Here is a 26,268-nt window from a genome sequence, read left to right on the forward strand (position 1 = left end):
CCCTAGCTATCATCCCGGCCAACGAGAGCCACGCTGTAGAAGCCGTTATCCTGGAGGGTGTTCATCACCTCCATGAAAGCCCCGTAGCGAACCTTTTCGTCGGCCCGGATGAAGATGCGCTCCTTGGACGGATCACGTCGGCCAATGTTCTTGGCGATGTCCTGTCCCATCTCGTCCACGGTGGTCGGGAAATCCCCAATGAAGATCTGCCCGGACTGTTTGATCGAGATGTAAACCGGCTTCGGCGGGTTTGGAGATGCTTTCGCCACCGCCGGCGGCAGGTTCACTTCGACCGACACGGAGGCCAGCGGAGCGGCCACCATGAAGATGATCAGAAGCACCAGCATAACGTCCACGAAGGGCGTAACGTTGATGTCGCTGTTCTGTTCGACGTTGAACCTGTCGCCCCCACCGCCTGAAAGTTTGGCGGCCATGGGTGTTACGCCCCCTTGTCGAGCTGACGCGAGATGGCGTTCATCAGTTCAGCAACGAAACCTTCCGAGCGGGTGCCGTAACCCGAGATGCGGGTCTGGAAGTAGTTGTAGAAGATAACGGCCGGGATAGCGGCGAACAGACCGATACCGGTGGCGAGCAGCGCTTCAGCGATACCCGGCGCCACGACGGCGAGGTTGGTCGTGTTGGTGTTCGCGATGCCGATGAACGACGTCATGATGCCGTACACCGTACCGAACAGACCGATGAACGGACCAGCCGAACCGACCGAGGCCAGGAACACCATGCCGCCCGACAGGCGCTTGGCCAGCGAGGCTTGCACCGCGTTGATGGCGTAGGTGGCGCGAGCCAGCGTCGAGTCACGGTGTTCGCCAGCGACGGCCAGACCGGCTTGACGCGACAGCTCAACTTCCTGCGAGGCGGCGGCGGCCATGTCGGCCATCGGGTTGCCTTCGAATTCTTCCGACGAGCTGATGCGCGCGATGTCGGCGATCGAGCGAGCGCCGCGGAAGGCTTCCAGGAACTTGTCCGATTGCTTGTTCAGGCCAGCGAACTCGAAAATCTTGGTGAGCAGCAGCACCCACGAGAAGACCGAGGCCAGCAGCAGGCCGATCATGACGACCTTAACGACGGCGCCAGCGGCGAGGAACATGCCGACGGGCGTCAGCGAGTGGCCGCCCTTCTTTTCGCCTTCAGCTTCGGCGGTGTCAGCCGGCGGAGCTTCCGGAGCAGGGGTCGCGGCCGGAGCGGCGGCGGCGTCGGCGGGAGCGGCTTGCGTGGAGGAGGCGGCGGCGGGAGCCGAGGCGTCCTGGGCAAAAGCCGGGGCGCTCGCCATCAGCGCCATGGCGCCGACGAGAGCGATGAGGGGGGTCTTCCGTTTAATGTCGAGCATCTGTCGCCAGTTCCTGATTGGTCTAGCACGTTTGGACCGAGGGTCGTCGCGCGAGAGCGTCTCCACCCTAACTCTGAATAGCCCACCTGGCGGTCGATTGCTCTTCCAACCTGGCGGACCCGCTTCGCTGCGCTCGACCCGTTACGCCCCTCGCGAGGACCAAGGCCTCCAGAAGGATCGTTTCGAAGCGCGGGCAACCGACGCCCCGTTGGGGCTCCGGTCTTACCGCAATGTTAGAATTGCGGCTGTGGTCCTTTGGCAACCCCTTTTCGCACCGTCAAGGGGATCATTTGGGCACAAATGCATCGTCGACGGCCGTTCCCCCCGGCCTCACCGCAGCGCACAAAAGGGTTTTCCGGAAAAAGGGGCGGTTTTTCCCTGGCAACGAGAAAAACCATGCTGCATCGCAGCATAGCAATAAAACGCCGGTCGATGAAGAAAGGCGCCTGCCCTCTCAGCAGGTGGTGCGCCCCGGCGGTGGGTCAACCGCCATCATGACAGGAAAACGACAACGCGACCGGCCTGGTTCCAGGGCGGTCCGAGAAGGAATCCGGCTTACGAAGAAAGTGGTGCCTGGGACCGGAATCGAACCAGTGACACGCGGATTTTCAATCCGCTGCTCTACCAACTGAGCTACCCAGGCATCTAGCGTTCGGCGGTCGAAACCGCCTCGGCGACCTCGCTCTGCAGCGAGGAGCCGGGTCTATAAGTGAGGCCGGATGGGATGTCCAGCGCCCTTTTTCATTCTCTGTGGATGTCTTCGGACAGAGGATTTTCGTCGTCGTCCTCGCCGCCCGGGACGACATAGCGGTCGCTCAGCCAGCGCTGCAGGTCGACGTCCGCGCAACGCTTGGAACAGAAGGGACGGAAAGCCGGATCGACCGGCTTGCCGCAGGTGGGGCACCCCGTGCTCATGTGACGGACACCTCAAGACGGTCGACCGGCCAGTCCGATCGGGATTCGATGACGAAACGACGACCCAGGCGCTCGGCGACGCCGGCGTCCAGCTCGCGCGTGAAAGCCTCTGCCACGACGGGCGCGCAACGGCCCGTTAGACGGCCGCCGGGGTCCGCCCTGCCCTCGCGCTCCAGCGCTCGCGCCAGGCGTCGGGCGACATGGCGGGGATTCGCCGCCCCGCTCGGCGTCAGCAGGCGGTCGAGAATCGGCGGCGCGCGGCGCGGGATGATCATCTCCAGCGTGCCGAACTTGCTGATCGCCCCGATTCCCACACCAGGGTTATCCGGGGAGAAGGCGTTGCGGGCGGCCGTCGTCAGGGCCTGACCATCATGTCCTCGGCCGACGAGGTCGAAGACGACGATGCCGCCCAGCCCTTTCAGCCGCAACACGCGGGCCCCGACGCCGAGCGCGGCCATGTTGGCCTGGCGGGCGGCGCGCTTCGAATCGCCGGCCTCGCGGCCGCCCAGATCGACGTCGATCGCCGTCAGGGCCCGCGTCGGCTCCACGGCGATGTCGCCCCCGCCCGGCAGGGCGAAAACCACCGCCAAAGCGTCGGCCTCGGCCTCCTCGACGGCCAGGAGCGCCTTGTCGCCGGTCGTGGGCGACCCAGCCTTCACGGCCTGGCGCAGGCGTTCCTCGACCGACGACGCGGCCTCCAGCACGCGCGGCTCGCCCTCCCCTTCGGCGACAAAGCGGGCCACGGCGGCCTTGTCGGCGCGCGAGGCGGTCTTGATCTCGATCTCGACCAATCCGCCCTCGACAAGCCTGGGCATGTCGGGCCGCAGCGGCAGGATCACGTCCTGGCCGCCCGGCAGGGCCACAAAGGCCGCGTTGAAGGCTTTCTCGATCGACTTGATACGGGCCACGCCCCGCACGCCCTCGGCGTCCAGCGGATCGTCGGTAGGCCAGGCCACAAACAGGCGCTCGGGGCGGCCATCCAGGGTCACAACGCCGACCGTCTCGCCGACGCCCTTGTGAAGATAGGCTCTGCGCTCGCTCACGTCGGCTCGCCCTTGGCGTGATACCCCAGGCCTTCCAGCAGGTTCAGGGTCTCGTATAGCGGCAGACCCACGACGCTGGGATAGGAGCCCCGCAGGTCGGTGATGAAGCCGCCGGCCATGCCCTGGACGCCATAGCCGCCCGCCTTGCCCTTCCACTGGCCGCCTTCGACATAGGCGTCGCGCTCGGCGTCGGTCAGGCGCTTGAAACCGACCTTGGTCTCGACCAGGCGCGAGCCCATGCGGCCGTCGGGCGCGATCAGGGCCACCCCAGTCAACACCTTGTGGTTCCGACCGGACAGCAGTTTCAGGCAATAGAGGACGTCGGCCTCGGTCTCGGCCTTGGGCAGGATGCGGCGGCCGACGGCCACCACCGTATCGGCGGCCAGGACGAAGTCGCCAGGCGCGCGCGCGGCGACGGCGCGCGCCTTCTCTTGCGCCAGACGCAGGGCGTGGCGGCGCGGGGTCTCGTCGCGCAGCGGACTTTCGTCGATGTCGGCGGGATCGACCCGGTCGGGCGTAACGCCGACCTGGGCCAGCAGGTCGAGGCGCCGCGGGCTCGCGCTGGCCAGGACCAGCGATGGCCGGGCGGCCATCTCGGGAGCCACGGGCGTCCTACTTGAAGCGGTAGGTGATACGGCCCTTGGTCAGGTCGTAGGGGGTCATCTCGACCAGGACCTTGTCGCCGGCCAGCACGCGGATGCGGTTCTTGCGCATCTTGCCGGCGGTGTGGGCGATGATCTCGTGCGCGTTCTCAAGCGTCACCCGGAAGGTGGCGTTCGGCAGCAGTTCGCTGACCGTACCGGGAAACTCGAGCAGTTCTTCCTTAGCCATCAGGCCTCTCAAATGGAGCGAATCAAATAGCCACGAGGGCGCGCTGACGAGCGAGTCAGCACGCGACCTTTCGCGGCGAGGCGCCTCTATAACGCATTCACCCCCCAAACGTCGATGGCGCCCCGAAACGTCGTTTAATTTGCTCGGCCAGGCTGTCCCGAACCAGGCGATAGGCCTCCAGCCGGGCCTCGCGCGAACCGTCCGTCAACGTCGGATCATGGGTGGGCCAATATTCGATCTCGACCGCGCGATCGCGCGACAGCTCGACGGCCCGGTGCTGGGCTTCCGGCGTCAGGGAAACGACGACGTCGAAGCTGTCGTCCTCCAGCTCGGCGAAGGTCTTGGGCTTGTGGCGCGAGACGTCCAGGCCCAGTTCGTCCATCACCACCACGACGAAGGGGTCGATCCCCTCCCCGGCCGGATCCGACTTGAGCCCGCAGGAGTCGACGAACGCCCTGGTCCCGTAGAAGCGTTTGAACAGCCCCTCGGCCATCGGCGAGCGCACGCGGTTGTAGTTGCAGGTGAAGAGGACGGCGTCCGGGAGCTCCGCCACCCTAACCCCGCCAGTGCAGCGCGCAGATTAAGGTGAACAGGCGTCGGGCTGTGTCGAGGTCGGTCTTGACCTTGCCCTCCAGGCGTTCGCGCAGCAGGTTCGAGCCCTCGTTGTGGAGGCCGCGCCGGCCCATGTCCAAGGCCTCGATCTGCTGCGGCGTCGAACTGCGGATCGCCGAATAGTAGCTGTCGCAGATCATGAAGTAGTCCTTGATCACCCCCCGGAAGGGCGACAGGGACAGCAGGTGGCGCTTGGCGTAGTCGGGCCCGACGATGTCGAAGGCCAGGCGGTTCTCGACCAGCGACAGCTTGATGTCGTAGGGGCCGCCGGACGCCTCGGCCGGTTCGAAATAGTTGCCGTCCAGGAGGTCGAAGATCGCGACCTGGCGTTCCTGTTCCTGGTCGCGCGAGGCGGCCGCGAGGCTGTCCTCGTCGATCTCGATCGACTTGATCCTGTGGCTGGCGGAGTCGGCGGTGCTCATCTATCGCGGACGTTCGCGCGTCAGTCGCCCGAAGGCAACCGTATGGACGCCGACAAGGCGTGGGCCGGCAATCCCTCGGCCTTGGCCAGCGCGACGGTGTGCGGCCCCAGGACGCCGAACGAGGCCGCGTCGCACTTCACGATCGAGGTGCGCTTGATGAAGTCGTAGATCGACAGGCCCGACTGGAAGCGCGCCGCGCGACTGGTCGGCAGCACGTGGTTGGAGCCGGCCACATAGTCGCCGATGGCTTCTGGCGTCAGGCGGCCCAGGAAGATCGCGCCGGCGTGGCGCACACGGTCGGCCAGGCGCTCCGGGTTCTCCATCGCGAACTCGACGTGCTCGGGCGCGATGGCGTCGACCAGAGCGGGGCTCTCGTCCAGCGGGGCGATGATCACCGCGCCGTGGTCGCGCCACGAGGCGGCGGCGTCCTCGCCGGTGGCCAGGGTCTTGAGGCGTTCGATCACGGCGGCCTCGACGGCGCCGGCGAAGCCCGGATCGTCGGTGATCAGGATCGACTGGGCGGCCGGATCGTGCTCGGCCTGGCTCAGCAGGTCCGCGGCGATCCAGTCGGGGTTGTTCTGGTTGTCCGCCACCACGACGATCTCGGACGGGCCCGCCAGGGCGTCGATCCCGACCACACCGTACAGACGACGCTTGGCGGCGGTGACATAGGCATTGCCGGGACCGACGATCTTGTCGACCGGCTGGATGGGACCCGCGCCGTAGGCGAGCGCGGCGACAGCCTGAGCTCCGCCCACTCGCCAGATCTCGGTGACGCCGGCCTCCTTGGCGGCGGCCAGCACCGCCGGCTGCAGCTTGCCGGGCGGGGTGACCATGGCGATGCGGTCGACGCCGGCCACCTGGGCGGGCACGGCGTTCATCAGCACGGTCGAGGGATAGGCCGCGCGGCCGCCGGGGACATAGACGCCCACGGCCTCCAGCGCCGTCCAGCGCCAGCCCAGCTCGACGCCAGCCTCGTCGGTCCAGGCCTGGTCGGCCGGACGCTGGCGGCCGTGATAGGCGCGGATACGGGCGGCGGCGAAGGCGATGGCCTCGCGCACGTCGGCGGGAGTGTCGGCCGCGCCCTGCTCGATCTCTTCAGGAGTCACGCGGATCGTCTCGGCGGTCAGCTCGACCTTGTCGAACCGGCGGCCGTAGTCGAGCAGCGCCTCGAGCCCACGGGACTTCACCGCCTCCAGCACCTCGGCGGCGGCGGCGTCGACATCAGCCGGCGAGCCGCGACGTTCGTCGAGAAAGGCCTTGAAGGCGGCGGCGAAACCGGGGTCGGTAAATGAGAAGCGGCGCATGGGGTCTAAATGCGGCTTTTGCGGCGGTAGGCAAGGCCTTTCGACGCCCTCCTCCCCCTCGATGAGGAAAGGAAAGCGATCGCGCTTAAACCGCCCTGCCCCGCATCATCAGTCCGTAGATCAGGGCCGCGATCGCCAGGCCCACGAACCAGGCGTAGGTGTAGAGCCCGGTCCAGAACCCGCCCAAGCCGCCAAACAGGTGCGGCGCGGCGGCCGCGAGGAACCCCGGCAGGTTCGGCAGCACGCCCAGCACCAGGGCGATGATCGCCGCCGGGTTCCAGCCACCTCGGTAGGCATAGGCGCCGTCGCGGACATAGAGGTCATCCACCGCCAGCAGAGCCTTCCGCACGATCCAGTAGTCGACGATCAGGATTCCGGCGATCGGCCCCAGAAGCGCGCCATAGCCGACCAGCCATGTGAAAATGTAGCCCTGGGTGGTCTCCAAGAGCTTCCAAGGCATGATCAGCACGCCGATGCCGGCCGTGATCCAGCCGCCGGTGCGATAGCTGATCTTGCTGGGCCACAGGGCCGAGAAGTCATAGGCCGGTCCGACAAGATTGGCGGCGATGTTGCAGCAGACGGTGTCCAGGCTGATGATCAGCAGGCCCACGACCACGGCGATCCCGCCGATGTCGCCCGCCAGCTGCACCGGGTCCCACACCGCCTTGCCGAACACGAGGACGGTGGCCGAGGTCGTCACCACGCTGACCAGGGCCAGCAGGCCCATCGGCGCGGGCAGACCCAGCGCCTGACCGATGATCTGGTCGGACTGGGTCCGGGCGAAGCGGGTGAAGTCGGGGATGTTCAGGGCCAGAGTGGCCCAGAAGCCGACCATGGCCGTCAGGGCCGGGGCGAAGACGCTCCAGAACTGCCCGGCCTTGGCCCCGCCTTCGACGAAGGCCGAGGGCTGGTGGAAGATCGGGCCCAGGCCGCCGGCCTTGCTGACCGCCCACCAGACCATCAAGCCGCAGATCAGCACCTTGATCGGCGCGGTCCAGGTCTCCAGCTTGCGCACCGCGGTCAGGCCCTTGGTGACGAACAGCAGCTGGACGGCCCAGAAGGCGAAGAAGGCCAGAAGTTGGCCCAGGCCGATGCCTAAGAGCGGCAGCGGCGCGCCTTCCAGCTTCTTGCCGACGATGACGCCCAACAGGGTCAGCAGCGCCCCGCCCCCGATCCAGGTCTGGATGCCGTACCAGCCGCAGGCGACGATGGCCCGCGCCACGGCCGGGATCCGCGCGCCCTTCCAGCCGAACGACGCCCGCGCCAGCACCGCATAGGGTACGCCCCAGCGCGCGCCGGCATGGCCGATCAGCAGCATGGGGATCAGTACGACGAGGTTGCCCAGCAGCACGGTCAGCACCGCCTGCCCCGCCGACATGCCCTGCTCGATCAGGCCCGAGGCCAGCATGTAAGCCGGCACGCAGATGACCATGCCCAGCCACAGCGCCGCGAAGTGCCGCCAGCGCCAGGTGCGTTGAGCCTGGCTGGTCGGCGCCAGGTCTTCGTTCCACAGGTCGCTATCGGGCGTGCTCATGCGGCGAAGCTTAGGCGCGCTTGCTGGCCCGAGGCAATCGAAGGAACGGCGTTCTTCAGATCAGCCCAGCGCCGCGTAGGCCAGGGTCGCCAGACCGCCCAGGAACACCACGCACAGCGCCACCAGGGTCGCGCGGCCCCAGTCGAAGCAGGGACCGCCATGGCGCAGCACCGGCGGTTCGGGTTTGGTGATGTCGCACGCACGGAAGAAAACCGACTGGGTTTCCCCAGTCGAATAGGCTGTCCTTCTGGCCATCGCGGCCTCCCTGACGGACCGCGCCTCTGACGGGCGCGTGGCGTTAACCTAGCACCGCTCGCCCGCCAGGCGAACTGGCCGGCCGATCACTACGGCGTGGGACGAATCCCAGGCGCGCGCCCTGCCCGCCAAAAGACCAGAAAAAAGGCGCCGCTCAGGGATTGAGCAGGCGCCTGATTCAGGAGCTCTTGTCGCTGTTATCTAGTCCGCATGACCCGGCGTCCGAGGCGTGACCCAGGGATCGGAGACGTCGGCCAGGGCCACGTCCAGGCAGTCCACCGAGACCCGCATGTCACCGCCGCCCGCGAAGGTCAGGGTGACGATGCCCGCCGGAGCTTCCTCGCCCGGCGTGAAGCCGATGGACAGCAGCTCGACCACCGCCCCCTTGGCGTCGCGACGCAGGTTGCGCCCCTGCACGCCGGTGACGTCACCGAACTGGAGAGCCGAACGCACGCGCTCGCCCTGCTTGGCCTTGGCCGCCTCCCAGCGGAAGCGGTTGCAGGCGATGGTCAGGGTGCGCCCCTGGGCGTCCCAGCGGATGTCGCCGATCTTGGCCACCGCGTCCTGCAGGGCGGCCGACAGCACGCCGAGATCGTCGGCGTCGTGGGCCAGCAGGCGCAGCGGCTTTGCGGTTTCGGTCATCCTCAGAGCTCCGGCTCGCCGTCGCCCTTGATGCGACGGACCTGGGCCCCGCAGGCGCCCAACTTCTCTTCAAGGCGCTCGAAGCCGCGATCCAGGTGATAGATGCGGCTGACCGTGGTCTCGCCGCGCGCGACCAGGCCGGCGATCACCAGACTGACCGAGGCGCGCAGGTCGGTGGCCATCACTTCGGCGCCTTCCAGTTGCTCGACGCCGCGCACGCGGGCCTCGCCGCCCGAGACCGAGATATCGGCGCCCAGGCGCATCAGCTCGGGAGCGTGCATGAAGCGGTTCTCGAAGATGGTCTCGCGGATGCGGCTCTCGCCGTTCGCGGTCGTCATCAGGGCCATGAACTGCGCCTGCAGGTCGGTGGCGAAGCCCGGGAACGGCGCGGTCTCGATGTCGACGGCGTTCAGGCGCTGGCCGTTGCGGCGGATGATGCAGCCGTCATTGGTGTGCTCGACGCCGGCGCCAGCCTCTTCCAGCTTGACGAGCAGGCTGTCGATCAGGCCGGGACGGGCGTTAGTCAGGCGCACTTCGCCCCCGGCCATGGCCGCGGCGACGGCGTAGGTGCCCATCTCGATGCGGTCGGGGATCACGGCGTGGGTCGCGCCCTTCAGGCGGGCGACACCGGTGATGGTGATGGTCGGCGTGCCCGCGCCTTCGACCTTGGCGCCCATGGCGTTGAGGCACTCCTGCAGGTCGACCAGCTCCGGCTCGCAGGCGGCGTTGCGGATCACGGTCGTCCCGTCGGCCAGCACGGCGGCCAGCATGGCGTGCTCGGTGGCGCCCACCGAGACCATCGGGAAGACGATCTCCGCGCCCTTCAGGCCACGCGGGGCCTGGGCGTAGACATAGCCCTCATGCAGGTCGATCTTGGCGCCCAGCGCCTCCAGCGCCTGCAGGTGCAGGTCCACGGGACGCGCGCCGATGGTGCAGCCGCCCGGCAGCGAAACCTTGGCCTGGCCCGAGCGGGCGACGAGCGGGCCCAGCACGTTGAACGAAGCGCGCATCTGGCGCACCAGGTCATAGGGCGCGAAGCCGCTGGTGATCTCGGCTGCGTGCAGCACGGTTTCCTGGCCGTCGGCGCCGTCGCGCTCGGTAACCTCGACGCCCAGGCGCGCCAGCAGCTTGCCCAGGAAACGCGTATCCGCCAGGCGCGGCATGTTCGTCAGGCGCAGCGGCTCGTCGGTGAGCAGGCTGGCCGCCATCAGCTTGATGGCCGAGTTCTTGGCGCCGCTGACCGGGATCGATCCGTTCAGCCGCGCGCCGCCGGTGATGGCGATGCGATCCATTCAGGTCCCTCGAACGCGCGGGGGTGGGGGTCGCCGCGCGGTTCAACATGTGAGGGGCGGGTTCTATCCGTTGCAAGGGGGCTTGCAAGGGCTACGCCTCTAAATTGGAGCCGAAAGATCGTAGGGACGCTCGTCGTCCGGCCAGCGAAGGTCATGGGTCGTGCTGGCGAGGTCGAGGGCCACCTGGGCCAGCTCGATCGCCTGGCGCGTCGCCGCCAGTCCATCGCGCCCGAAGGCGGCCTTGCCGACTTCGGTGTCGAACTGTCCGCCGTCGCCCGTCAGCCGCACCGCGACCGCCCAGCCCGGACCGTCGGGATTCGGAAACGGCGCGGAGAGCTCGATCGTCAGCTCGATCCGCTCATCGCCGCGATGAGTTATCCCCAGCAGTTTGCGAACGACGTTATAGGGCCTCGGCGCGGCCTCAGCCGCCGTGATCGCGGGGTCGGATTCGTCCAAACGTCCGCGGGCGGCGGCTTTCCGCTTGCGGAGGTTCGTACGGAGCGCCTCGGCCAGCTTGGCCTCGCGGGTGGATTTGTCGTCGCTGATCGCCATGCGCCGGGGGTGCGGCGACAAAGATCTTCGGTCAAGACGATTTTGGGCTTGGCGTTCGCGATTCACCTCGCTATACGCCCCTCCTCTTCGCCGCGGTAGCTCAGTGGTAGAGCGCATCCTTGGTAAGGCTGAGGTCCAGGGTTCGAGTCCCTGTCGTGGCACCATGGGGATCCAAGCATAGCTTGGATCCCCACCATTCCCTGAAAATCCAAACCGTTTGAAGCCGACGCGTAAAGCGCATGACGGCTGGACGAAGTTCGGCGCCCGGCATGCCCTAACGACGCAGGGCGCCGCGCACGGCCAGAGCGGTCAGGCGCTGTCGGAGGCCTCGCGGTCGATCAAGGCCAAGGCGCGTCAACGCCGCTTCATCGCCAGTCTTGGCTCGCAGGCCTTCCAGAACCAAGCCGAGCAGCGCCTTCGGCTCGGCCTGCGCCGCCTTCAGCCTTCCGAGTGTCGGCAACAGGCTCTCTTCCAGCGGATCGAAGTCCGAGCCGAACGGCAGCAACGGGGCCAGACCCGCGGCCTTGGCCGGCGCCAGCGCCTCGGCGATGCGCTCGGGGGTGTTGTCGCGAACCTCGGCCGGCAGGGCGTAGCCGCGCTCCAGCTTGCCGGCGGCCTTGGCCTGCTCCAGCAGCGCCGGCTGGAAGCGGCTGTCAGCCACCCTTAGCAGGGCCACGATCACGTCACGGTCGGTGCGGCCGCGCAGGTCGGCGACGCCGTACTCGGTGATGACGATGTCGCGCAGGTGGCGCGGAATGGTGCCGTGGCCGTAGGACCACAGCACGTTCGAACTGGCCTTCTTCCCCGCTCCGCGCACGGCGTCCAAGGTGATCACCGACCGCGCGTTCTCCAGCGCGAAGGCCTGGGCCACGAAGTTGTACTGTCCGCCCACGCCGCTGACCACGCGGCCGTCCTCCAGGCCATCGGAGACCACCGCGCCCAGCAGGGTGACCATCATGGCGGTGTTGATGAAGCGCGCGTCGACGCGAGCGACACGCTTGACCGCCTCGTCGCCGTAGAGTTCGTTGATGCCGGAGATCGCCTGCATCTGGAACTTGGCGCGGTCCTCCGCGGGCATCTTGCGCAGGGCCTCGTAGAAGGCGCGCGGACCCAGGAAGAAGCCGCCGTGCAGCACCGCCCCGTCGACCTCGCGCTTGAGCACGCCGGCCTTCCAGAGGTCGAGCAGGCAGTCGACGAACATTTCGGTCGCCGCGTAGAGCCCCTTCTGGAACGGCTCGGCATGTCTGGGCGCCCCGCGGCGGGCGACAGGCGATTCAGGGTGTCGAGGAAGCCAGCCGGGTCGCGATGGCGGACGATCAGGCCTTGCGTCACCGCATCGCTGATCGAGCCGATGCCCATCTGGATCGTGCCGCCGTCCGGGACAAGGCCGGCCGCGTGGAAGCCGATCGCGTAGTGGGCGTCCGAGATCGGCTCCTTGGGCGGGGCGAACAGCGGAAACTGGACGGCCGGCCCCTCCAGCAGATGGCTGAACGCCGAAGCCGGCAGATCGCCGTCGCCCGGCATGAACGGCAGCTCGTCATTGACCTGGCCGACCAGCAGGAAGTCGGCCTTGCCGGCCTGGCGAGCGGCCAGCAGGTCCAGGGTGATGTCAGTGTTGCAGGACAGGCTGTAGCGGTCGCCTTCCCTGGCCACCAGTTGGGCCACGACATTGACGCCGCGATCCAGCAGGTAACCGGCGGCATGGGTGTAGTTGGCCGAGATGTAGCTGCGCTGGGCGCTCTCGACGGAGAGGCGCGTGCCGGCCTGGAAGAAGAACTCGTCGACCTGGATATTGTCCGGCAGGGCGTCGCGGCGCTGGACGTCGGCATAGGCCAGGGCCGGATAGCCGCCCAGGGCGCGCGCGATCACCGGCCCGAGAAAGGCGGCCTCCAGCTCCGACTTGGGGCGGGGCGGCTCCAGGGTCAGGGCGGTAAAGATGTGCAGGTGCAGCGACCGATCGGCCATGGCCCGCGCGAACAGGGCGTTGGCGACATGATTGGCCTTGCCCAGGCCCAGTGGCAGACCCAGAACGATGCGGCGGCCGACCTTGGCGATGATGGCGTCTGCCAGGACTTCGGAGTCGGTGAAGCGGTCCGTCATGCCTCCAGCTTGGACCAGCCTTCCGCCGGCCGGAAGCGTTCGCCGTACTTACGGGCCAGATCCTCCAGCCTGGCCTTCACCTCGGCGACGCCGCGCTGGCGCGCGTAACGCAGCGGACCGCCTCGGAACGGCGCGAAGCCGGCCCCGAAGATCATCGCCGCGTCGATGACGTCCGGATCCTCCGAGACGCCGTCGCCCAGCAAGGCCGCGCAGGTGTTGACGAGCGGCAGGACCAGCCGGTCGGCCATGTCCGGGTCGGGCTCGGCCGCATTGGGGGCCTTGTTGGGATGGCCGCCCCTCCAGACGTAGAGGCCTTCGCCAGTCTTCTTTCCCAACTGCCTGTGCTCGACCTTGTCGCGTAGCCATTGCGGGGCGTCGGGCATGTCCCACTTGAGTTCGCGCTTGAGCATGTCGGCCACGGCCAGGCAGATGTCCAAGCCGACCTGGTCGGCCAGCTCGATCGGCCCCATCGGCATGCCGAACCGCTCGGCGGCCTTGTCGATGGTCTCCTTGGCGACGCCCTCGTCCAGCATGGCCATGGCCTCGACCAGATACGGCGTCAGGGCTCGGTTGACGATGAAGCCCGGCGCGCTTCGGGCCGGCGCCGGCAGGCGCTCGATGGCCCCGACGAAGGCGCGGGCGGCCTTTTCAACCTCGGGATCCAGGCCTCCGTGGCGCACCACCTCGACCAGCTGCATCCGCGAGACCGGATTGAAGAAGTGCAGGCCGACCAGCCGCTCGGGTCGGCGCAGACCTTCGCGCAGGGTCTCCAGGGGGATAGACGAGGTGTTGGTCGCCAGGATCGCGCCCGGCTTCATCAGCGGCTCGATCCTGGCGTAGAGACCCCGCTTCAAATCCACCTTCTCCGGCGCGGCCTCGATGACCAGATCGGCCGACCGCGCGCCCTCGCCCCTCAGGTCCGGGACAAGGCGGTCCAACGCGTCGCGAACCTTCAGAGCATCGTCGTGGCTGATCTTGCCATACAGCTCGGCGGCGCGCTTGATCGCCCCGCCGATCGGCTCGGCTTTCACGTCGGTCAAGGTGACGGTCAGGCCGCTCCAGGCGCACCAGGCGGCGATGTCGCCGCCCATGGCGCCCGCCCCGATCACGTGGACGCGGCGAATGTCATAGCCCTCCCCCGCCAGCCCCTTCAGCGTCTCGCGCAGGAAGAAGACACGGATCAGGTTCTGGGCCGTCTCCGATACCATCAGCCGCGCGAAGGACCCGATCTCGGCCGCTTTCATCGCCTCGAAGTCGCCGCCATGGCGCTCCCACAGGTCGATCAGCGCGCCGGGCGCCGGATAGTGCTCGGGCGGGGCCTGCTTCCTGGCCTCGTCGCGCATGCGTCCGGCGGCCAGGCGCCGGGCCGGGGCGCTGTCCTTGATCCGGTCGATCAGACTTTGGCCCTCGCCACGCAGGTCGCCGCGAATGGCCGCGTTCACGGCGGCGCGGACGTGGCGCTCGGGCAGGACGGCGTCGACCAGGCCCAGGTCCTTGGCCTTCTTCGCCGCGATCGTCTTGCCGGTCAGCATGAAGCTCATGGCCTGCAGCGGATCGATCAGCCGCGTGAACCGCGCCGTGCCGCCCAGGCCCGGATGCAGGCCGAGCTGGATCTCCGGAAAGCCGAACCTGGCGCCATCGATGGCGATGCGGACCTTGCAGGCCAGCGCCACCTCCAGTCCGCCGCCTAGGGCGTAGCCATGGACCACCGCGATGGTCTGGTAGGGCTGGCTCTCCAGGCGGTCGACGATGGCGTGAGCGCGGGCCATGCGCTGCTCAATCTCGCCGACGTCGTTCGCGCCGCGGAACTGGCCGACGTCGGCGCCAGCGATAAAGCCCGACGGCTTGGCCGAACGGATCACCAGGGCGACCGGGCGGTCGGCCTGCATCAGGTCCAGGATCTGATCCAGTTCGCCAAGCACCGCGTCGTCCAGGGTGTTGGCGCTGGCGTCGGCCTTGTCGAGCACCGCCCAGGCGACGCCGTCCGGACCTCGGGTCAGCCGCCAGTGCGCCAGGCCATAGTCGTTCATCGGCGGCGGCCCCAGGTCGAGGTCGCGCGGCTTCAGCAGGGTCAGGGCGCGGTCTTGCATGGCCATCTCCTTACACCCGCTCGATCAGCATGGCGCCGCCCTGGCCGCCACCGATGCATTCGGTGGCGATGCCGCGCCTCAGGTCGAGGCGCTCCAGGGCGTTGACCAGATGCAGCACGATGCGATTGCCGCTGGCCCCAACCGGATGACCCAGGCTGACCGCGCCGCCATCGACGTTCAGCCGGTCGCGGTCGATGACGCCGGCGGCGCCAGGCAGGCCCAGCACCTCGCGGCAGAAGCCCTCGTCCTCCCAGGCCGCCAGACAGGCCAGCACCTGGGCGGCGAAGGCCTCGTTCAGCTCCCAGAGCTCGATGTCCCGCAGGCTCAGGCCCGCGCGCTGCAAAAGGGGCGTCGAGGCCAGAACGGGCCCCAGCCCCATGATCGACGGATCCAGGGCCGCCCATTCGCTGTCGAGGATCACGGCGCGCGGCTTCAGCCCGTGCTTCCGCACCGCCTCCTCGGACGCCAGGATCACCCAGGAGGCGCCGTCGGTGATCTGCGAGCTGTTGCCGGGCGTGACCTTGCCGAACGGCCGCTCGAAGGCCGGCTTCAGGGTCGCAAGCTTCTCGGCGCTGCTGTCGGGACGCACGCCATCGTCGTGGTCGTAGACGGTTCCATCACGAGCGAAAGCGGGCTCGACCTCGCCGGACAGCCAGCCAGACTTCTGCGCTCTGGCCAAGCGGTGGTGGCTCTCGACGGCGTAAGCGTCGGCGGCCTCGCGGCTGATGCCGAAATAGTGAGCCAGCACCTCGGCGGTCTGGCCCATGCCAAGGTCGGTGATCGGGTCGGTCAGGCCGCGCTCCAGCCCGATGACCGGCTGCAGCATGTCAGGTCGGAAGCCGGCCATGGCCTTGACCTTGTCGATCGGAGCCTTCGCGCCCTGCAGGCTCGACAGCCATTCGACCGCGGTCTGTTTCAACACGAGCGGCGCGTGGCTCAGAGCCTCCGCGCCGCCGGCCAGGATCAGCTCTGAAGAGCCCTCGCGGATGTAGCGGTAGGCGGTGTCGATCGACTGCATGCCCGAGCCGCAGTTGATGGCCACGGTAAAGGCGGTCATCTCGGGGCCGCAGCCCAGGCGCAGCGCGGCCACGCGGGCGGGGTTCTGCTCGTCGGCGATGACGTTGACGCACCCCAGGATCACTTGATCGAAGGCGTCCGGCGCAAAGGGCTGGCGCAGCAGCAAGGGGCGTCCGCACTGGACGGCGAGGTCGACGGGGGTGAACGGCCCCGGCCCGCCTCGGGCCTTCAGGAACGGCGTCCGCGCGCCGTCGATCACGTAGACAGGTCGGCCGGAAACGACTGGGCTTGGGCTTTGGGCGGTCATCACGCTCCCCTGACTATACGGCTTTCAAACGCCGGACGGTCAAGGTCGCTCCACCGCTACTCCGCCTTTCCGGCTTCGGTGCAGGCCGCGCTGAACAAGACGACCGCGGCACCCGCCTTTTCCGGCCATTCCTGGGCGATGACTCGAGGCGCTTCCCTCACCACGTAGATCTTTCCACCATGAACGAGCTCGCCGCTAGGCTCAGCCAAGCGGAAGATGTCGCCGGCCTCAAGTTGCGAGAGAACAGCATCCTTCCAATGGTTCTGGCCGATGAGCACTTGCACCCATCAAGTCTTACCCAGCGCTATCATGAACTACTTGTAATGTTACTGCTCGCCCAGCCGAGTCAGACACATTTTTGACAAGCATTGTCGCGCGATGCCAGAGGACTCACCGGAGATTGCGCGATCCTGTCCAATCTTTAATGCAACGCTGGACGGTTGCGAGAACCGAGCCAAGCCCGTCGAACATGCGCGCGCCAGCCGAGCCGCGTTGATCCGCGCACGCCGCGACGAAGACTTTCTCTATCGCGGCGATAGGAACAATCAATTTTACCAATGGCCGAAAACGGCGGCTCCCTAGGACGCGGTCGGGGGACGACAGCCAGGCGCGAGCAGCGCGGAGGAAACGACGATGGACGCTAAGGTGGACGACAGCGTGCAAGGTCAGTGCCCGATGGGGCATGGCAAAGGCGGCCGAAGCAACCGGGACTGGTGGCCCGAGAATCTCCGCCTGGAAAGTCTCAATCAGCACTCGCCGCGTTCGAACCCGATGGGCGAGGCGTTCAACTACGCCGAGGAATTCAAGACCCTCGACCTGAACGCGGTCATCAATGACCTGCACGCCCTGATGACGGATTCTCAGGACTGGTGGCCCGCCGACTTCGGTCACTATGGCGGCCTCTTCATTCGCCTGGCCTGGCACAGCGCCGGCACCTATCGCACCTCGGACGGGCGCGGCGGCGCCGGTGGCGGACAGCAGCGCTTCGCACCGCTGAACAGCTGGCCGGACAACGCCAACCTGGACAAGGCGCGCCGTCTGCTGTGGCCGATCAAGCAGAAGTACGGCCGCAAGATCTCGTGGGCCGATCTCTATGTGCTGGTCGGCAACGTCGCGCTGGAGTCGATGGGCTTCAAGACGTTCGGCTTCGCCGGCGGCCGCGCCGACCAGTGGGAGCCCGAGGAGCTCTACTGGGGGCCGGAGGGCTCATGGCTGGGCGACGAACGCTACAGCGGCGAGCGTCAGTTGCACCCGGCCCTCGGCGCGGTGCAGATGGGCCTGATTTACGTCAATCCGGAGGGCCCGAACGGCAATCCTGATCCCGTGGCCTCGGCGCGCGACATCCGCGCCACCTTCGCCCGCATGGCCATGAACGACGAGGAGACCGTCGCCCTGATCGCTGGCGGCCACACCTTCGGCAAGACCCACGGCGCGGGCGATCCCTCGTTCGTCGGCCCAGAGCCGGAAGGCGGCCAGATCGAGGATGGCGGCCTGGGCTGGCGCAGCAAGCACGGCACGGGCCTCGGCGCCGACGCGATAACGTCCGGCCTGGAGGTCACCTGGAGCCGAGACTCCGACCAGGTGGAGCAACCACTTCTTCGACAATCTCTTCAAGTTCGAATGGGAGCTGACCAAGAGCCCCGGCGGCGCCCATCAGTGGGAAGCCAAGGACGCCCCGGCCGACATCCCGGACGCCTACGACGCGTCTAAGACGCGACGCCCGAGGATGCTGACGTCGGACCTGGCCCTGCGCTTCGACCCGGAATACGAAAAGATCTCGCGCCGGTTCTATGAGAACCCCGACCAGTTCGCCGACGCCTTCGCCCGGGCGTGGTTCAAGCTGACCCACCGCGACATGGGGCCGATCCAGCGCTATCTCGGCCCGCTCGTGCCCAAGGAAACCCTGATCTGGCAGGACCCGATCCCGGCCGTCGACCACCCGCTGATCGACGCCGCCGACGCCAAGGCGCTGAAGGACAAGATCCTGGCCTCGGGCCTGTCGGTCGCCGAGTTGGTGTCGACCGCCTGGGCCTCGGCCTCGACCTACCGCAAGTCGGATAAGCGCGGCGGCGCCAACGGCGCGCGAGTCCGCCTCGCTCCGCAGAAGGACTGGGAGGTCAATGACCCGCCCATCCTGGCCAAGGTGCTATCGACTCTGGAAGGCATCCAGCAGGGCTTCAACGGGACCGGGGGCAAGAAGGTCTCCCTGGCCGACCTGATCGTGCTGGCGGGCAACGCCGCCGTCGAGAAGGCCGCCCGGGACGCCGGCGCGCCGATCGAGGTTCCCTTCGCCCCGGGCCGCATGGACGCCTCAGCCGAGCAGACCGACGCGGCGTCTTTCGAGCCGTTGGAGCCGCTGTCGGACGGCTTCCGCAACTATCGCAAGAGCGGCCCGCAGTTCATGTCCCCGGAAGAGGCCCTGGTCGACCGGGCCCATCTGCTGGGCCTGTCGGCGCCGGAAATGACGGTGCTCGTCGGTGGTCTGCGGGTGCTGGGCGCCAACGCCGGCGGAAGTAAGGACGGTGTCTTCACCCATCGCGTCGGCGCGCTCACCAACGACTTCTTCGTCAACTTGCTGAGCATGGGCACGACCTGGGCCCCGACGGCGGTCAACGCCTTCGCCGGCCACGACCGCAAGAGCAGCGAGCCGCGCTGGACCGCCAGCCGCGCCGACCTGATCTTCGGCTCGCACGCCGAACTGCGGGCCTTCGCCGAGGTCTATGCCTGTGCGGAACTCGCAGGAGAAGTTCGTGAAGGACTTCGTGGCGGCCTGGACCAAGGTCATGAACGCCGACCGCCTCGACCTGAACTGAAGACAGCGGCTCCCGCCGGAGGTGAAAAAAGGGGCGCTGGCCGGCTTGGCTAGCGCCCCTCGCTTTTAGTCGGCGGCCGCGTGGGCCGCGCCGCTGGCCTTGGCTTTCTTGGTCAGCCAGATCAGCGGGATCAGGATCACGCACAGCCACGCCGAGACGCGGAAGAAGTCCAGGGCCGCCAGCAGATAGGCCTGGTTGACCACCTGGTTGGTGATCGCCCCGACCGCCTGCAGGTCGGGTCATGCCCGTCGCCTGCAGCTTGCTCACGGCGTCGAGCCAGGCCGGGCTGCCGGAGCTCATGGTCTCGGCCAGACGGGTCTGGTGCACGGACTCGCCCCGATCCCAGATCGTCGTGGCCAGGGAGGCGGCGAAGCTGCCCGCGGTGATCCGCGAGAAGTTCGACAGCCCCGAGGCCTGTGGCGTCTGCTGGGGCGGGATGCCGTTCAGCGAGATGGTCACCATCGATATGAAGAACGTGCTCATCGCCACGCCCTGGACCAGCATCGGCATGACCAGCGCCCAGAAATTGGCGTCGGGCGTGTAGCCCGAGCGCATGAAGAAGGACAGGCCGAAGGCGGCCAGCGACAAAGTCGCCATCCAGCGGGCGTCGACCTTGTTCATCAGCCGGGCCATGAACGGCGTCAGCATCACGGCGACCACGCCGCTCGGCGCGGCCACCAGGCCGGCCCAGGTCGCGATGTAGCCCATCCGGGTCTGCAGCCACAGCGGCAGCAGCAGGTTGTTGCCGAAGAACACCGCGTAGCCCAGGCAGAAGGCGATGGTGCCGATCACGAAGTTGCTGGACTTGAACAGCGACAGGTCGACGATCGGGTGCTTCTCGTTCAGCTCCCAGATCACCCAGGCGATGAAGCCGATGATGGCGATCCACATCTCGACGACGATGGCGGGCGAGGAGAACCAGTCGGCCTCCTTGCCGGTGTCCAGCATCACCTGCAGCGCGCCGACCCAGACCAGCAGCAGCATGAAGCCAGTGCGGTCGATCGGCAGCTTGCGGGTCGGGGTCTCGCGGCTGGCCATGTTCCGCCAGCAGACGACGGCGCAGAGGATGCCCACGGGCACGTTGATCAGGAAGATCCACGGCCAGGAGATATTATCGGAGATGTAGCCGCCCAGGATCGGACCGCAGATCGGGGCCACCAGGGTGGTCATCGACCAGATCGCCAGGGCCGTGCCCCGCTTGTTGGGCGGGAAGATCATGATCAGCAGGGCCTGGGAGCCGGGGATCATCGGGCCGGACACCGCGCCTTGCAGGATGCGGAACAGGATCAGGGATTCGAGATTCCAGGAGAGGCCGCACAGCAACGAGGCGATCGTGAACAGGATCACCGAGACCACGAAGGTCTTCACGACGCCGTAGCGGCCCATCAACCAGCCGGTCAGCGGCACCGAGACGCCGTTGGCCACGGCGAAGGCGGTGATCACCCAGGTGCCCTGGCTGGAGCTGACGCCGAGATTGCCGGCGATGGTCGGGATCGAGACGTTGGCGATGGTGCTGTCCAGCACCTGCATGAAGGTGCCCAGGGCCAGGGCGATCGAGGTGACGGCCAGGAGCATCCCGGTCATCGGCGCCGGACCAGCGCCTTGTGATTGTTCGGACGCCATGGGCGGCTCCTAGTAACGGACTACTTCGCGCCTTTGGCGACGTCGATCTTGGCCTTCATGGACAGCCCAACCCGCAGCGGGTGCTTGGCCAGTTCGGCGGGGTCCAGGGTGATGCGGACCGGGACGCGCTGGACCACCTTGATCCAGTTGCCCGAGGCGTTCTGGGCCGGGATCAGCGAGAAGGCCGAACCGGTGCCGCCTGCCAGGCCACGGACCTTGCCGTGGAACTTCACGCCGCCGCCATAAAGGTCGGACGTCAGCACCACCGGCTGGCCGGGGACCACCTTGTCCAGTTGCACTTCCTTGAAGTTGGCGTCGACATAGGCCTGGGCGGTCGGCACCACGGCCATCATCGGCGTGCCCATGGCGACCTGCTGGCCAACTTGCACCGACTTGCGGGCGACGACGCCGTCGGTCGGGGCGCGGACCACGGTGCGGGCCAGGGCCAGGCGCGCGGCGTCGAGCCGGGCCTGGGCGGCCTTGACCTCGGGGTTCTCGGTGACCGAAACGCCCGAGATCAGCACGGTGTTGACCTCACGCGTGCCGATGGCCGCGTCGCGGCTGGCCAGGGCCTGGGCGCGGCCGGCCTGAGCGGCGTTCAGCGCGGCCTGGGCGTTGGCGAGACGGTTCTGGGCGGTCGTCAGCTCGTCGCCCGAAACGGCGCCCTCGCCCACCAGGGCCTGGCGGCGCGAGAGATCCACGCGGGCGCGATCGACGTCGGCCTTGGCGGCGACGATCTGAGCGTCGGCGCGGGCGACGTCGGCCTGGCGAGCCTCGAACTGGCCGGCCAAGGCGGTGTCGCTGGCGAAGTAACCCTTCACCTTGCGCTCGGCCTGGCCAAGGGCGGCCTCGGCCTGGGCGACGGCGATGCGGGCGTCGGCGTCGTCGATGATGACCAACGGGTCGCCGGCCTTCACGGCCTGGGTCTCGACCACGAAGATCTTGGCCACCGGGCCCGGCGACAAGGCGGTCACCTGGGCGGTTTCGGCCCCGACATAGGCGTCGTCGGTCTCGACATAATGGCTGTCGAAGGCCAGCCACCAGGCGCCGTAGCCCAGCAGGCCGACGGCGACGGCGCCGCCGAGCAGGGTCAGTTGGCGGCGACGCTTGTTGTTGGCGGCGCCATGGCCGCCATTGGCGGGTTGTTGATCGGACATTCGGTGCAAGTCCTAGCGAGCGGATGCTTTGGGGATTGGTTTCAGGCGCCGGTGAAGCCGCCGCCGAGGGCGCGGACCAGGGCGATGTCGAGGGCGAAGGCGCGGCTTTCCAGGTCGGCGACGACCCGGCGCTGGGTCAGGACCGACTGCTCGGCCAGCAGCACCGACTGGTAGGTCGACAACTGCCCCTCGTAGCGCAGACGGGCGATGCGGTAGGCGTTCTCGTTAGCGGCCAGGGCCAAGCGGGCGTCGGCAAGGCGGCTATTGAGCGCCTTCTCGCTGGCGGTGACGTCGGCCACCTCGCGCAGGGCCTGGGTCAGGGCGCCGTCATAGCTGGCCACAGCGGCGTCACGGTCGGCCTCGGCGCCGCGCAGGCCGGCCCGCAGGCGGCCGCCCTCGAAGATCGGCAGGCTCAGGGCCGGACCGACCTGGCCGATGTCCGAGCCGCTGGAGAACAGCTTGTCGAGATAAAGCGACTGGGCGCCGACGAAGCCCGACAGGTTGATGTCCGGATAGAAGGCGGCCTTGGCCTGCTTCGTGCGCGAGGTCGCGGCCTCGGCCCGCCATTTGGCGGCGACCACGTCGGGACGTCGACCGATCAGGTTGGCGGGGAGGTTTTCCGGCAGGCCGAACGGCTTGATCGACACATTGGCCGGACGGGCGATGGCGAGACCGCGATCGGGACCGGCGCCGACCAGGGCCGCCAGGGCGTTGCGGGTCAGGGCGATCTGCTCGTCGATGGCCGACAGCTCGGCCTTCGAGGCCGGCGGTCCGGCCGCGGCCTGCTCGCTCTCGGCCTTGGTGTCGAGGCCATTGGCGACGCGCCTGGAGACGAGGTCCGAGGTCTGCTGGCGCAAGCGCACGGCCTGGTCGGCGACGTCGCGTTGGGCGTAGAGGCGCGACAGCTCCGCATAGGTGGAGGCGATCGCGGTCGACAGGGTCAGGCGGGCCTGGGCGGCGTCGGCCTGGGCGGCCTTGGCCTCGGACGTGGCCGCGGCGACGGCCGCGCGGTTCTTGCCCCAGAAGTCCAGTTCCCAGCTGAAGTCGAGGGCCAGGCGGCCGATATCGTTATAGCCTTGCGGTACGAAGGCGGGCGGGATGCCGGCGTTGTAGCTCTGTTTGCTCTCGGCGGCCGAGGCGCCCAGCGAGACCCGGGGCAGGTCGGCGGACTTGGCCTGGGCGACCAGCGACTGGGCGCGGCGCAGGCGGGCCTCGGCGGCGGCCAGGGTCGGGGAGCCCTTCAGAGCCTCGTCTTCCAGGGCGTTCAGCTGAGCGTCGCCGTAGGCGGTCCACCAAGCGTCGGCCGGCCAGTCGGCGGTCGGGGCAGCCAGGGTCTGGGCGGTCTCATAGGCTTGAGGGGCTTTCGCCACGCGGGCGGGCTGCGCCGGGGGCAGGCTTGCGCAGGCGGCCAGCACCAGGGCGCTCGCGGCGGCGAAGAAAGGAACGCTTCGGCGGGGAGAGAAGCTCGGCATGACAGGCGCCTTGATGTGACCGTACGGTATAGTCATATGGTGTGGTGCAAGTAGGCCCCGCTTGCGCCACAGTCAAGGCGACCGTACGGTACGGTCGGAAAAAAGAATTATGCTGCCCGAGACGAAACCCCGCCTGGACCGTGACGCCCGCCGCGAAGCGATCCTCGACATCGCCGCCGAGGTGTTCCTGGCCGAGGGCTACGACGCCGCTTCGATGTCGACCATCGCGGCCAAGGTCGGCGGCTCCAAGAGCACGCTCTACAACTACTTCAAGAGCAAGGAAGAGATCTTCCAGGCCCATATCGAGCGCTATTGCGACTGGCAGCGCGAGGCGATGTTCAGCCTGCTGGATGACGGGGGTGACCTGAAAACCGCCCTCACCCACGTCGGCCGCCGCTATCTGACCAACGTGCTTTCCGAGCGCAACATGCGCCACTTCCGGCTGATCACGGCCGCCGCCGAGCGCACGCCGGACCTTGGCCGCGCCTTCTACGAGGCTGGACCCAGGCGCGGCGCGCAGATCCTCGGCGACTACCTGGCGCGCGCCAAGGCCGACGGCCGCATCCACGCCGAGGATCCGCTGGCCGCGGCGCACCAGTTCATCGGCCTCTGCCAGAACCGCCTGCTGAAGGCCCGGCTGGTCAACTATGTCGGCGAACCCTCCCTCGCCGAAGTGGACGCCGAGGTTCAGGCCGCGGTGGCGACGTTCCTGGCGGCTTTCGGGACGAAGGCGGCTTAGGAACTCGAACGAGCGATCCATTCCTTGTCATCCCGGCCGCGGCGAAGCGGGGAGCCGGGATGACAAGACTAGGGAGCGTAGGCTTCCCAGAATGGGTTGAACGAACCCGTCAAAGAACCTCGAACAACCCCGCCGCGCCCATGCCGCCGCCGACGCACATGGTCACCACGACGTGCTTGGCGCCCCGGCGCTTGCCCTCGATCAGGGCGTGGCCGGTCAGGCGCGCGCCCGACATGCCGTAGGGATGGCCCATGGCGATGGCGCCGCCGTCGACGTTCAGCAGCTCGTCGGGAATGCCCAGGCGGTCGCGGCAATAGACGACCTGACAGGCGAAGGCCTCGTTCAGCTCCCACAGGCCGATGTCGTCGACCTTGAGGCCGAACCGTTCCAAGAGACGCGGGATGGCGAAGACCGGGCCGATGCCCATCTCGTCTGGCTTGGTTCCCGCCACGGCCATGCCGACATAGCGGCCCAGCGGTTGCAGGCCGCGCTTTTCGGCCAGCCCCGCCTCCATGACCACGCAGGCCGAGGCGCCGTCCGACAGCTGGCTGGCGTTGCCGGCCGTGACCGTGCCGCCTGGGCGCACGACCTTCAGGGCGGCCAGGCCTTCGAGCGTGGTCTCCGGACGCACGCCCTCGTCGCGCCCCAGGGTCACCTCGCGATGCGAGACCTCGCCAGTCTCCTTGTCGGCGACCCTCATGCGGGCGGTCATCGGGACGAGTTCGGCGTCGAAGCGCCCCGCCGCCTGGGCCGCCGCGGCGCGATGCTGCGAGGACAGGGCGTAGAGGTCGCAAACCTCGCGGGTAATCCCGTAGCGCGCCGCGACCGTCTCGGCCGTGTCCAGCATCGGCATGTAGGCGTCGGGGTGCAGGGCCACGAGCTCGGGATCCTGGTCGACCCGCAGCTGCGGCGTCTGGACCAGGGAGATCGACTCGACGCCGCCGGCGACAATGACGTCCATGCGGTCGACGATCACCTGCTTGGCGGCCGTGGCGATGGTCATCAGGCCTGACGAGCACTGGCGGTCCATGGTCATGCCCGGGACCTCGACCGGCAGGCCGGCCCGCAGCGCCGCCGCGCGGCCGATGGTCTGCTGGTAGCCCTGCGGCAGCGAGCAGCCGAGGATGCAGTCCTCGACCTCGTCCGGAGCCACGCCGGCGCGCTGGACCGCGTGAGTCAGGGCGTGGGCGGCCAGGGTCGGTGACGGGGTGTCGTTGAAGGCCCCGCGATAGGCGCGGCCGATCGGCGTACGCGCCGTGGAGACGATGACGGCCTGGCGCATCACGCGCGGCCCCCGACGACCTTGGCGATCAGACCCGCGCTGGCGACTTCGCGCTCGGCCTGGGTGAAGCCGTAGGCCGGGACGATCTCGCCCGCGCGATCGCTGACGCCGTTCCACTGGCGGATCAGTTGCTCGCCCGCGTCCGCGCCGCCGCCGATATAGCGGCCATCGGTCAGGGTGATGTTGGCGGTGGCGAAGTGGCCCGCGCCGGCGCACAGGATCGTGCGCGTCGGGGCGTCATCCTGGACCAGGGCCAGCAGGCCCGGGCTGACGAAGGCGGGGTCGAGCAGGGCCAGGCTTTCGGCCGACAGCACGCCTTCGGTCATGCCCGTGGCCGCCGTCGGGGCTAGGCAGTTGACCCGCACATTGTATTTTTCGCCCTCGATGGCGAGGGTCTGCATCAGTCCGACCAGCGCCAACTTGGCCGCCCCGTAGTTGGCCTGCCCGAAGTTGCCGTAGAGGCCCGAGGACGAGGTCGTCATGACGATCCGGCCATGGCCCTGCTCGCGCATCAGCGCCCACACGGCCTTGGCGCAGATCGCCGCGCCCATCAGGTGGACGTCGACCACCAGGCGGAAGTCGTCGAGGCTCATCTTGGCGAAGGTCTTGTCGCGCAGGATGCCGGCGTTGCAGATCAGGATGTCGACCCGGCCCCAGCGGGCCACGACCTGCTCGACCATGGCGTTGACGGCCGCCTCGTCGGTGACCGAGGCCGCGGCGCCGAAGGCCTCGCCGCCCTGGGCGACGATCTCGGCGGCGACGCGGTCGGCGGCCTCCTGGCCCAGGTCGTTGACCACCACCTTGGCGCCCTGCCCGGCCAGGTACAGCGCGTGGGCGCGGCCGAGGCCCCCGCCAGCGCCCGTGACGATCGCGACGCGTCCTTGCAGCATCATGAAACTCTTCCTTTCCTCGCCCAAA

The 26,268-nt window shown here is 68.3% G+C and carries 23 protein-coding genes, 2 tRNA genes and 2 pseudogenes; 3 read left to right on the forward strand and 24 right to left on the reverse strand.

Annotated elements, in window-relative coordinates:
• Positions 1–2: 2 nt before the first annotated feature.
• From ACHMW8_RS27035 to ACHMW8_RS27105, 15 genes are all read right to left on the reverse strand, one after another.
• Positions 3–434: a biopolymer transporter ExbD gene (locus ACHMW8_RS27035; protein ID WP_125158817.1), complete on the reverse strand. Its 432-nt coding sequence runs from the start codon at positions 432–434 to the stop codon at positions 3–5.
• 5 nt (positions 435–439) lie between these two features.
• Positions 440–1,345, reverse strand: coding sequence for a MotA/TolQ/ExbB proton channel family protein (locus ACHMW8_RS27040; protein ID WP_125158818.1), 906 nt, complete (start codon positions 1,343–1,345; stop codon positions 440–442).
• A 567-nt stretch (positions 1,346–1,912) separates the two neighbouring features.
• A tRNA-Phe gene (locus ACHMW8_RS27045) sits at positions 1,913–1,988 on the reverse strand.
• Positions 1,989–2,086: 98 nt separating this feature from the next.
• Positions 2,087–2,260 carry a DNA gyrase inhibitor YacG gene (locus ACHMW8_RS27050; protein ID WP_395444368.1) on the reverse strand — a complete coding sequence of 58 codons (174 nt, stop codon included), beginning with the start codon at positions 2,258–2,260 and terminating at the stop codon, positions 2,087–2,089.
• Positions 2,257–3,303, reverse strand: a complete 1,047-nt coding sequence (locus ACHMW8_RS27055) for a ribonuclease E/G (protein WP_125158820.1) — start codon at positions 3,301–3,303, stop codon at positions 2,257–2,259. Before ACHMW8_RS27055 ends, ACHMW8_RS27050 begins: the two co-directional genes overlap by 4 nt.
• Positions 3,300–3,896, reverse strand: a complete 597-nt coding sequence (locus ACHMW8_RS27060; RefSeq protein ID WP_395446066.1) for a Maf family nucleotide pyrophosphatase — start codon at positions 3,894–3,896, stop codon at positions 3,300–3,302. Before ACHMW8_RS27060 ends, ACHMW8_RS27055 begins: the two co-directional genes overlap by 4 nt.
• Positions 3,897–3,915: 19 nt before the next feature.
• A complete protein-coding gene (gene infA, locus ACHMW8_RS27065) occupies positions 3,916–4,134 on the reverse strand; it encodes a translation initiation factor IF-1 (protein WP_035044427.1) in 219 nt (72 codons plus the stop codon).
• A 97-nt stretch (positions 4,135–4,231) separates the two neighbouring features.
• Positions 4,232–4,687, reverse strand: coding sequence for a low molecular weight phosphatase family protein (locus ACHMW8_RS27070; protein WP_125158821.1), 456 nt, complete (start codon positions 4,685–4,687; stop codon positions 4,232–4,234).
• A gap of 1 nt (position 4,688) precedes the next feature.
• Positions 4,689–5,168, reverse strand: coding sequence for a UPF0262 family protein (locus tag ACHMW8_RS27075; protein WP_125158822.1), 480 nt, complete (start codon positions 5,166–5,168; stop codon positions 4,689–4,691).
• A 20-nt stretch (positions 5,169–5,188) separates the two neighbouring features.
• Entirely contained in the window at positions 5,189–6,475 is a 1,287-nt protein-coding gene (hisD, locus tag ACHMW8_RS27080) for a histidinol dehydrogenase (RefSeq protein ID WP_395444369.1), read from the reverse strand.
• Positions 6,476–6,560: 85 nt separating this feature from the next.
• The gene (locus ACHMW8_RS27085) at positions 6,561–8,009 is read right to left on the reverse strand and encodes an NCS1 family nucleobase:cation symporter-1 (protein WP_395444370.1); all 1,449 of its coding nucleotides are present in this window, start codon (positions 8,007–8,009) and stop codon (positions 6,561–6,563) included.
• A gap of 60 nt (positions 8,010–8,069) precedes the next feature.
• On the reverse strand, positions 8,070–8,264 hold the full coding sequence (locus ACHMW8_RS27090) for a hypothetical protein (protein ID WP_395444371.1): 195 nt from the start codon (positions 8,262–8,264) through the stop codon (positions 8,070–8,072).
• Positions 8,265–8,465: 201 nt separating this feature from the next.
• Complete coding sequence (locus tag ACHMW8_RS27095; protein ID WP_125158826.1) at positions 8,466–8,906, reverse strand: DUF2948 family protein; 441 nt, start codon at positions 8,904–8,906, stop codon at positions 8,466–8,468.
• 2 nt (positions 8,907–8,908) lie between these two features.
• A complete protein-coding gene (gene murA / locus ACHMW8_RS27100) occupies positions 8,909–10,198 on the reverse strand; it encodes a UDP-N-acetylglucosamine 1-carboxyvinyltransferase (protein ID WP_125158827.1) in 1,290 nt (429 codons plus the stop codon).
• 99 nt (positions 10,199–10,297) lie between these two features.
• The gene (locus tag ACHMW8_RS27105; protein ID WP_395444372.1) at positions 10,298–10,750 is read right to left on the reverse strand and encodes a hypothetical protein; all 453 of its coding nucleotides are present in this window, start codon (positions 10,748–10,750) and stop codon (positions 10,298–10,300) included.
• Between the two features lie 89 nt (positions 10,751–10,839).
• Between ACHMW8_RS27105 and ACHMW8_RS27110 the strand changes: the two genes are divergently transcribed.
• Positions 10,840–10,914 (forward strand) — tRNA-Thr (locus ACHMW8_RS27110).
• Positions 10,915–11,024: 110 nt separating this feature from the next.
• Here the strand turns inward: ACHMW8_RS27110 and ACHMW8_RS27115 are convergent.
• From ACHMW8_RS27115 to ACHMW8_RS27130, 4 genes are all read right to left on the reverse strand, one after another.
• Entirely contained in the window at positions 11,025–11,951 is a 927-nt protein-coding gene (locus ACHMW8_RS27115) for an acetyl-CoA hydrolase/transferase C-terminal domain-containing protein (RefSeq protein WP_395444373.1), read from the reverse strand.
• An 895-nt stretch (positions 11,952–12,846) separates the two neighbouring features.
• Positions 12,847–14,940, reverse strand: coding sequence for a 3-hydroxyacyl-CoA dehydrogenase NAD-binding domain-containing protein (locus ACHMW8_RS27120; protein WP_395444374.1), 2,094 nt, complete (start codon positions 14,938–14,940; stop codon positions 12,847–12,849).
• Positions 14,941–14,950: 10 nt separating this feature from the next.
• Positions 14,951–16,264, reverse strand: a complete 1,314-nt coding sequence (locus ACHMW8_RS27125) for an acetyl-CoA C-acetyltransferase (protein ID WP_125158831.1) — start codon at positions 16,262–16,264, stop codon at positions 14,951–14,953.
• Between the two features lie 56 nt (positions 16,265–16,320).
• A complete protein-coding gene (locus tag ACHMW8_RS27130; protein ID WP_395444375.1) occupies positions 16,321–16,548 on the reverse strand; it encodes a hypothetical protein in 228 nt (75 codons plus the stop codon).
• A 349-nt stretch (positions 16,549–16,897) separates the two neighbouring features.
• Here ACHMW8_RS27130 and katG point away from each other — a divergent pair.
• Positions 16,898–19,077 (forward strand): annotated as a pseudogene (gene katG / locus ACHMW8_RS27135) (catalase/peroxidase HPI).
• Between the two features lie 297 nt (positions 19,078–19,374).
• Here the strand turns inward: katG and ACHMW8_RS27140 are convergent.
• The 3 genes and pseudogenes from ACHMW8_RS27140 to ACHMW8_RS27150 all read right to left on the reverse strand — a co-directional run.
• Positions 19,375–20,700: pseudogene (locus ACHMW8_RS27140) on the reverse strand (DHA2 family efflux MFS transporter permease subunit); the annotation flags it as partial.
• A gap of 20 nt (positions 20,701–20,720) precedes the next feature.
• Complete coding sequence (locus tag ACHMW8_RS27145) at positions 20,721–21,857, reverse strand: HlyD family efflux transporter periplasmic adaptor subunit (RefSeq protein ID WP_395444376.1); 1,137 nt, start codon at positions 21,855–21,857, stop codon at positions 20,721–20,723.
• A 41-nt stretch (positions 21,858–21,898) separates the two neighbouring features.
• Entirely contained in the window at positions 21,899–23,329 is a 1,431-nt protein-coding gene (locus ACHMW8_RS27150; protein ID WP_395444377.1) for an efflux transporter outer membrane subunit, read from the reverse strand.
• A gap of 109 nt (positions 23,330–23,438) precedes the next feature.
• Here ACHMW8_RS27150 and ACHMW8_RS27155 point away from each other — a divergent pair, with 109 nt between their 5' ends.
• Positions 23,439–24,068, forward strand: a complete 630-nt coding sequence (locus tag ACHMW8_RS27155; protein WP_395444378.1) for a TetR/AcrR family transcriptional regulator — start codon at positions 23,439–23,441, stop codon at positions 24,066–24,068.
• A 109-nt stretch (positions 24,069–24,177) separates the two neighbouring features.
• Here ACHMW8_RS27155 and ACHMW8_RS27160 read toward each other — a convergent pair whose 3' ends face one another.
• Positions 24,178–25,350, reverse strand: coding sequence for an acetyl-CoA C-acyltransferase (locus ACHMW8_RS27160; protein ID WP_395444379.1), 1,173 nt, complete (start codon positions 25,348–25,350; stop codon positions 24,178–24,180).
• Positions 25,350–26,243 carry an SDR family NAD(P)-dependent oxidoreductase gene (locus ACHMW8_RS27165; protein WP_395444380.1) on the reverse strand — a complete coding sequence of 298 codons (894 nt, stop codon included), beginning with the start codon at positions 26,241–26,243 and terminating at the stop codon, positions 25,350–25,352. The genes ACHMW8_RS27160 and ACHMW8_RS27165 overlap by 1 nt, the downstream gene beginning before the upstream one ends.
• Positions 26,244–26,268 lie beyond the last annotated feature (25 nt).

The sequence above is a fragment of the Caulobacter sp. UC70_42 genome (assembly GCF_044056025.1).
In the GTDB taxonomy this organism is placed as follows: domain Bacteria; phylum Pseudomonadota; class Alphaproteobacteria; order Caulobacterales; family Caulobacteraceae; genus Caulobacter.

Coding starts and splice junctions, on each gene's coding strand:
- ACHMW8_RS27040 (WP_125158818.1), bottom strand. CDS start 1,345: ATGCTCGACATTAAACGGAAGACCCCCCTCATCGCTCTCGTCGGCGCC.
- ACHMW8_RS27155 (WP_395444378.1), top strand. CDS start 23,439: ATGCTGCCCGAGACGAAACCCCGCCTGGACCGTGACGCCCGCCGCGAA.
- ACHMW8_RS27160 (WP_395444379.1), bottom strand. CDS start 25,350: ATGCGCCAGGCCGTCATCGTCTCCACGGCGCGTACGCCGATCGGCCGC.
- ACHMW8_RS27120 (WP_395444374.1), bottom strand. CDS start 14,940: ATGCAAGACCGCGCCCTGACCCTGCTGAAGCCGCGCGACCTCGACCTG.
- ACHMW8_RS27035 (WP_125158817.1), bottom strand. CDS start 434: ATGGCCGCCAAACTTTCAGGCGGTGGGGGCGACAGGTTCAACGTCGAA.
- ACHMW8_RS27105 (WP_395444372.1), bottom strand. CDS start 10,750: ATGGCGATCAGCGACGACAAATCCACCCGCGAGGCCAAGCTGGCCGAG.
- ACHMW8_RS27150 (WP_395444377.1), bottom strand. CDS start 23,329: ATGCCGAGCTTCTCTCCCCGCCGAAGCGTTCCTTTCTTCGCCGCCGCG.
- ACHMW8_RS27115 (WP_395444373.1), bottom strand. CDS start 11,951: ATGTTCGTCGACTGCCTGCTCGACCTCTGGAAGGCCGGCGTGCTCAAG.
- ACHMW8_RS27125 (WP_125158831.1), bottom strand. CDS start 16,264: ATGACCGCCCAAAGCCCAAGCCCAGTCGTTTCCGGCCGACCTGTCTAC.
- infA (WP_035044427.1), bottom strand. CDS start 4,134: ATGGCTAAGGAAGAACTGCTCGAGTTTCCCGGTACGGTCAGCGAACTG.
- ACHMW8_RS27165 (WP_395444380.1), bottom strand. CDS start 26,243: ATGATGCTGCAAGGACGCGTCGCGATCGTCACGGGCGCTGGCGGGGGC.
- ACHMW8_RS27085 (WP_395444370.1), bottom strand. CDS start 8,009: ATGAGCACGCCCGATAGCGACCTGTGGAACGAAGACCTGGCGCCGACC.
- ACHMW8_RS27145 (WP_395444376.1), bottom strand. CDS start 21,857: ATGTCCGATCAACAACCCGCCAATGGCGGCCATGGCGCCGCCAACAAC.
- murA (WP_125158827.1), bottom strand. CDS start 10,198: ATGGATCGCATCGCCATCACCGGCGGCGCGCGGCTGAACGGATCGATC.
- ACHMW8_RS27095 (WP_125158826.1), bottom strand. CDS start 8,906: ATGACCGAAACCGCAAAGCCGCTGCGCCTGCTGGCCCACGACGCCGAC.
- ACHMW8_RS27075 (WP_125158822.1), bottom strand. CDS start 5,168: ATGAGCACCGCCGACTCCGCCAGCCACAGGATCAAGTCGATCGAGATC.
- hisD (WP_395444369.1), bottom strand. CDS start 6,475: ATGCGCCGCTTCTCATTTACCGACCCCGGTTTCGCCGCCGCCTTCAAG.
- ACHMW8_RS27060 (WP_395446066.1), bottom strand. CDS start 3,896: ATGGCCGCCCGGCCATCGCTGGTCCTGGCCAGCGCGAGCCCGCGGCGC.
- ACHMW8_RS27090 (WP_395444371.1), bottom strand. CDS start 8,264: ATGGCCAGAAGGACAGCCTATTCGACTGGGGAAACCCAGTCGGTTTTC.
- ACHMW8_RS27050 (WP_395444368.1), bottom strand. CDS start 2,260: ATGAGCACGGGGTGCCCCACCTGCGGCAAGCCGGTCGATCCGGCTTTC.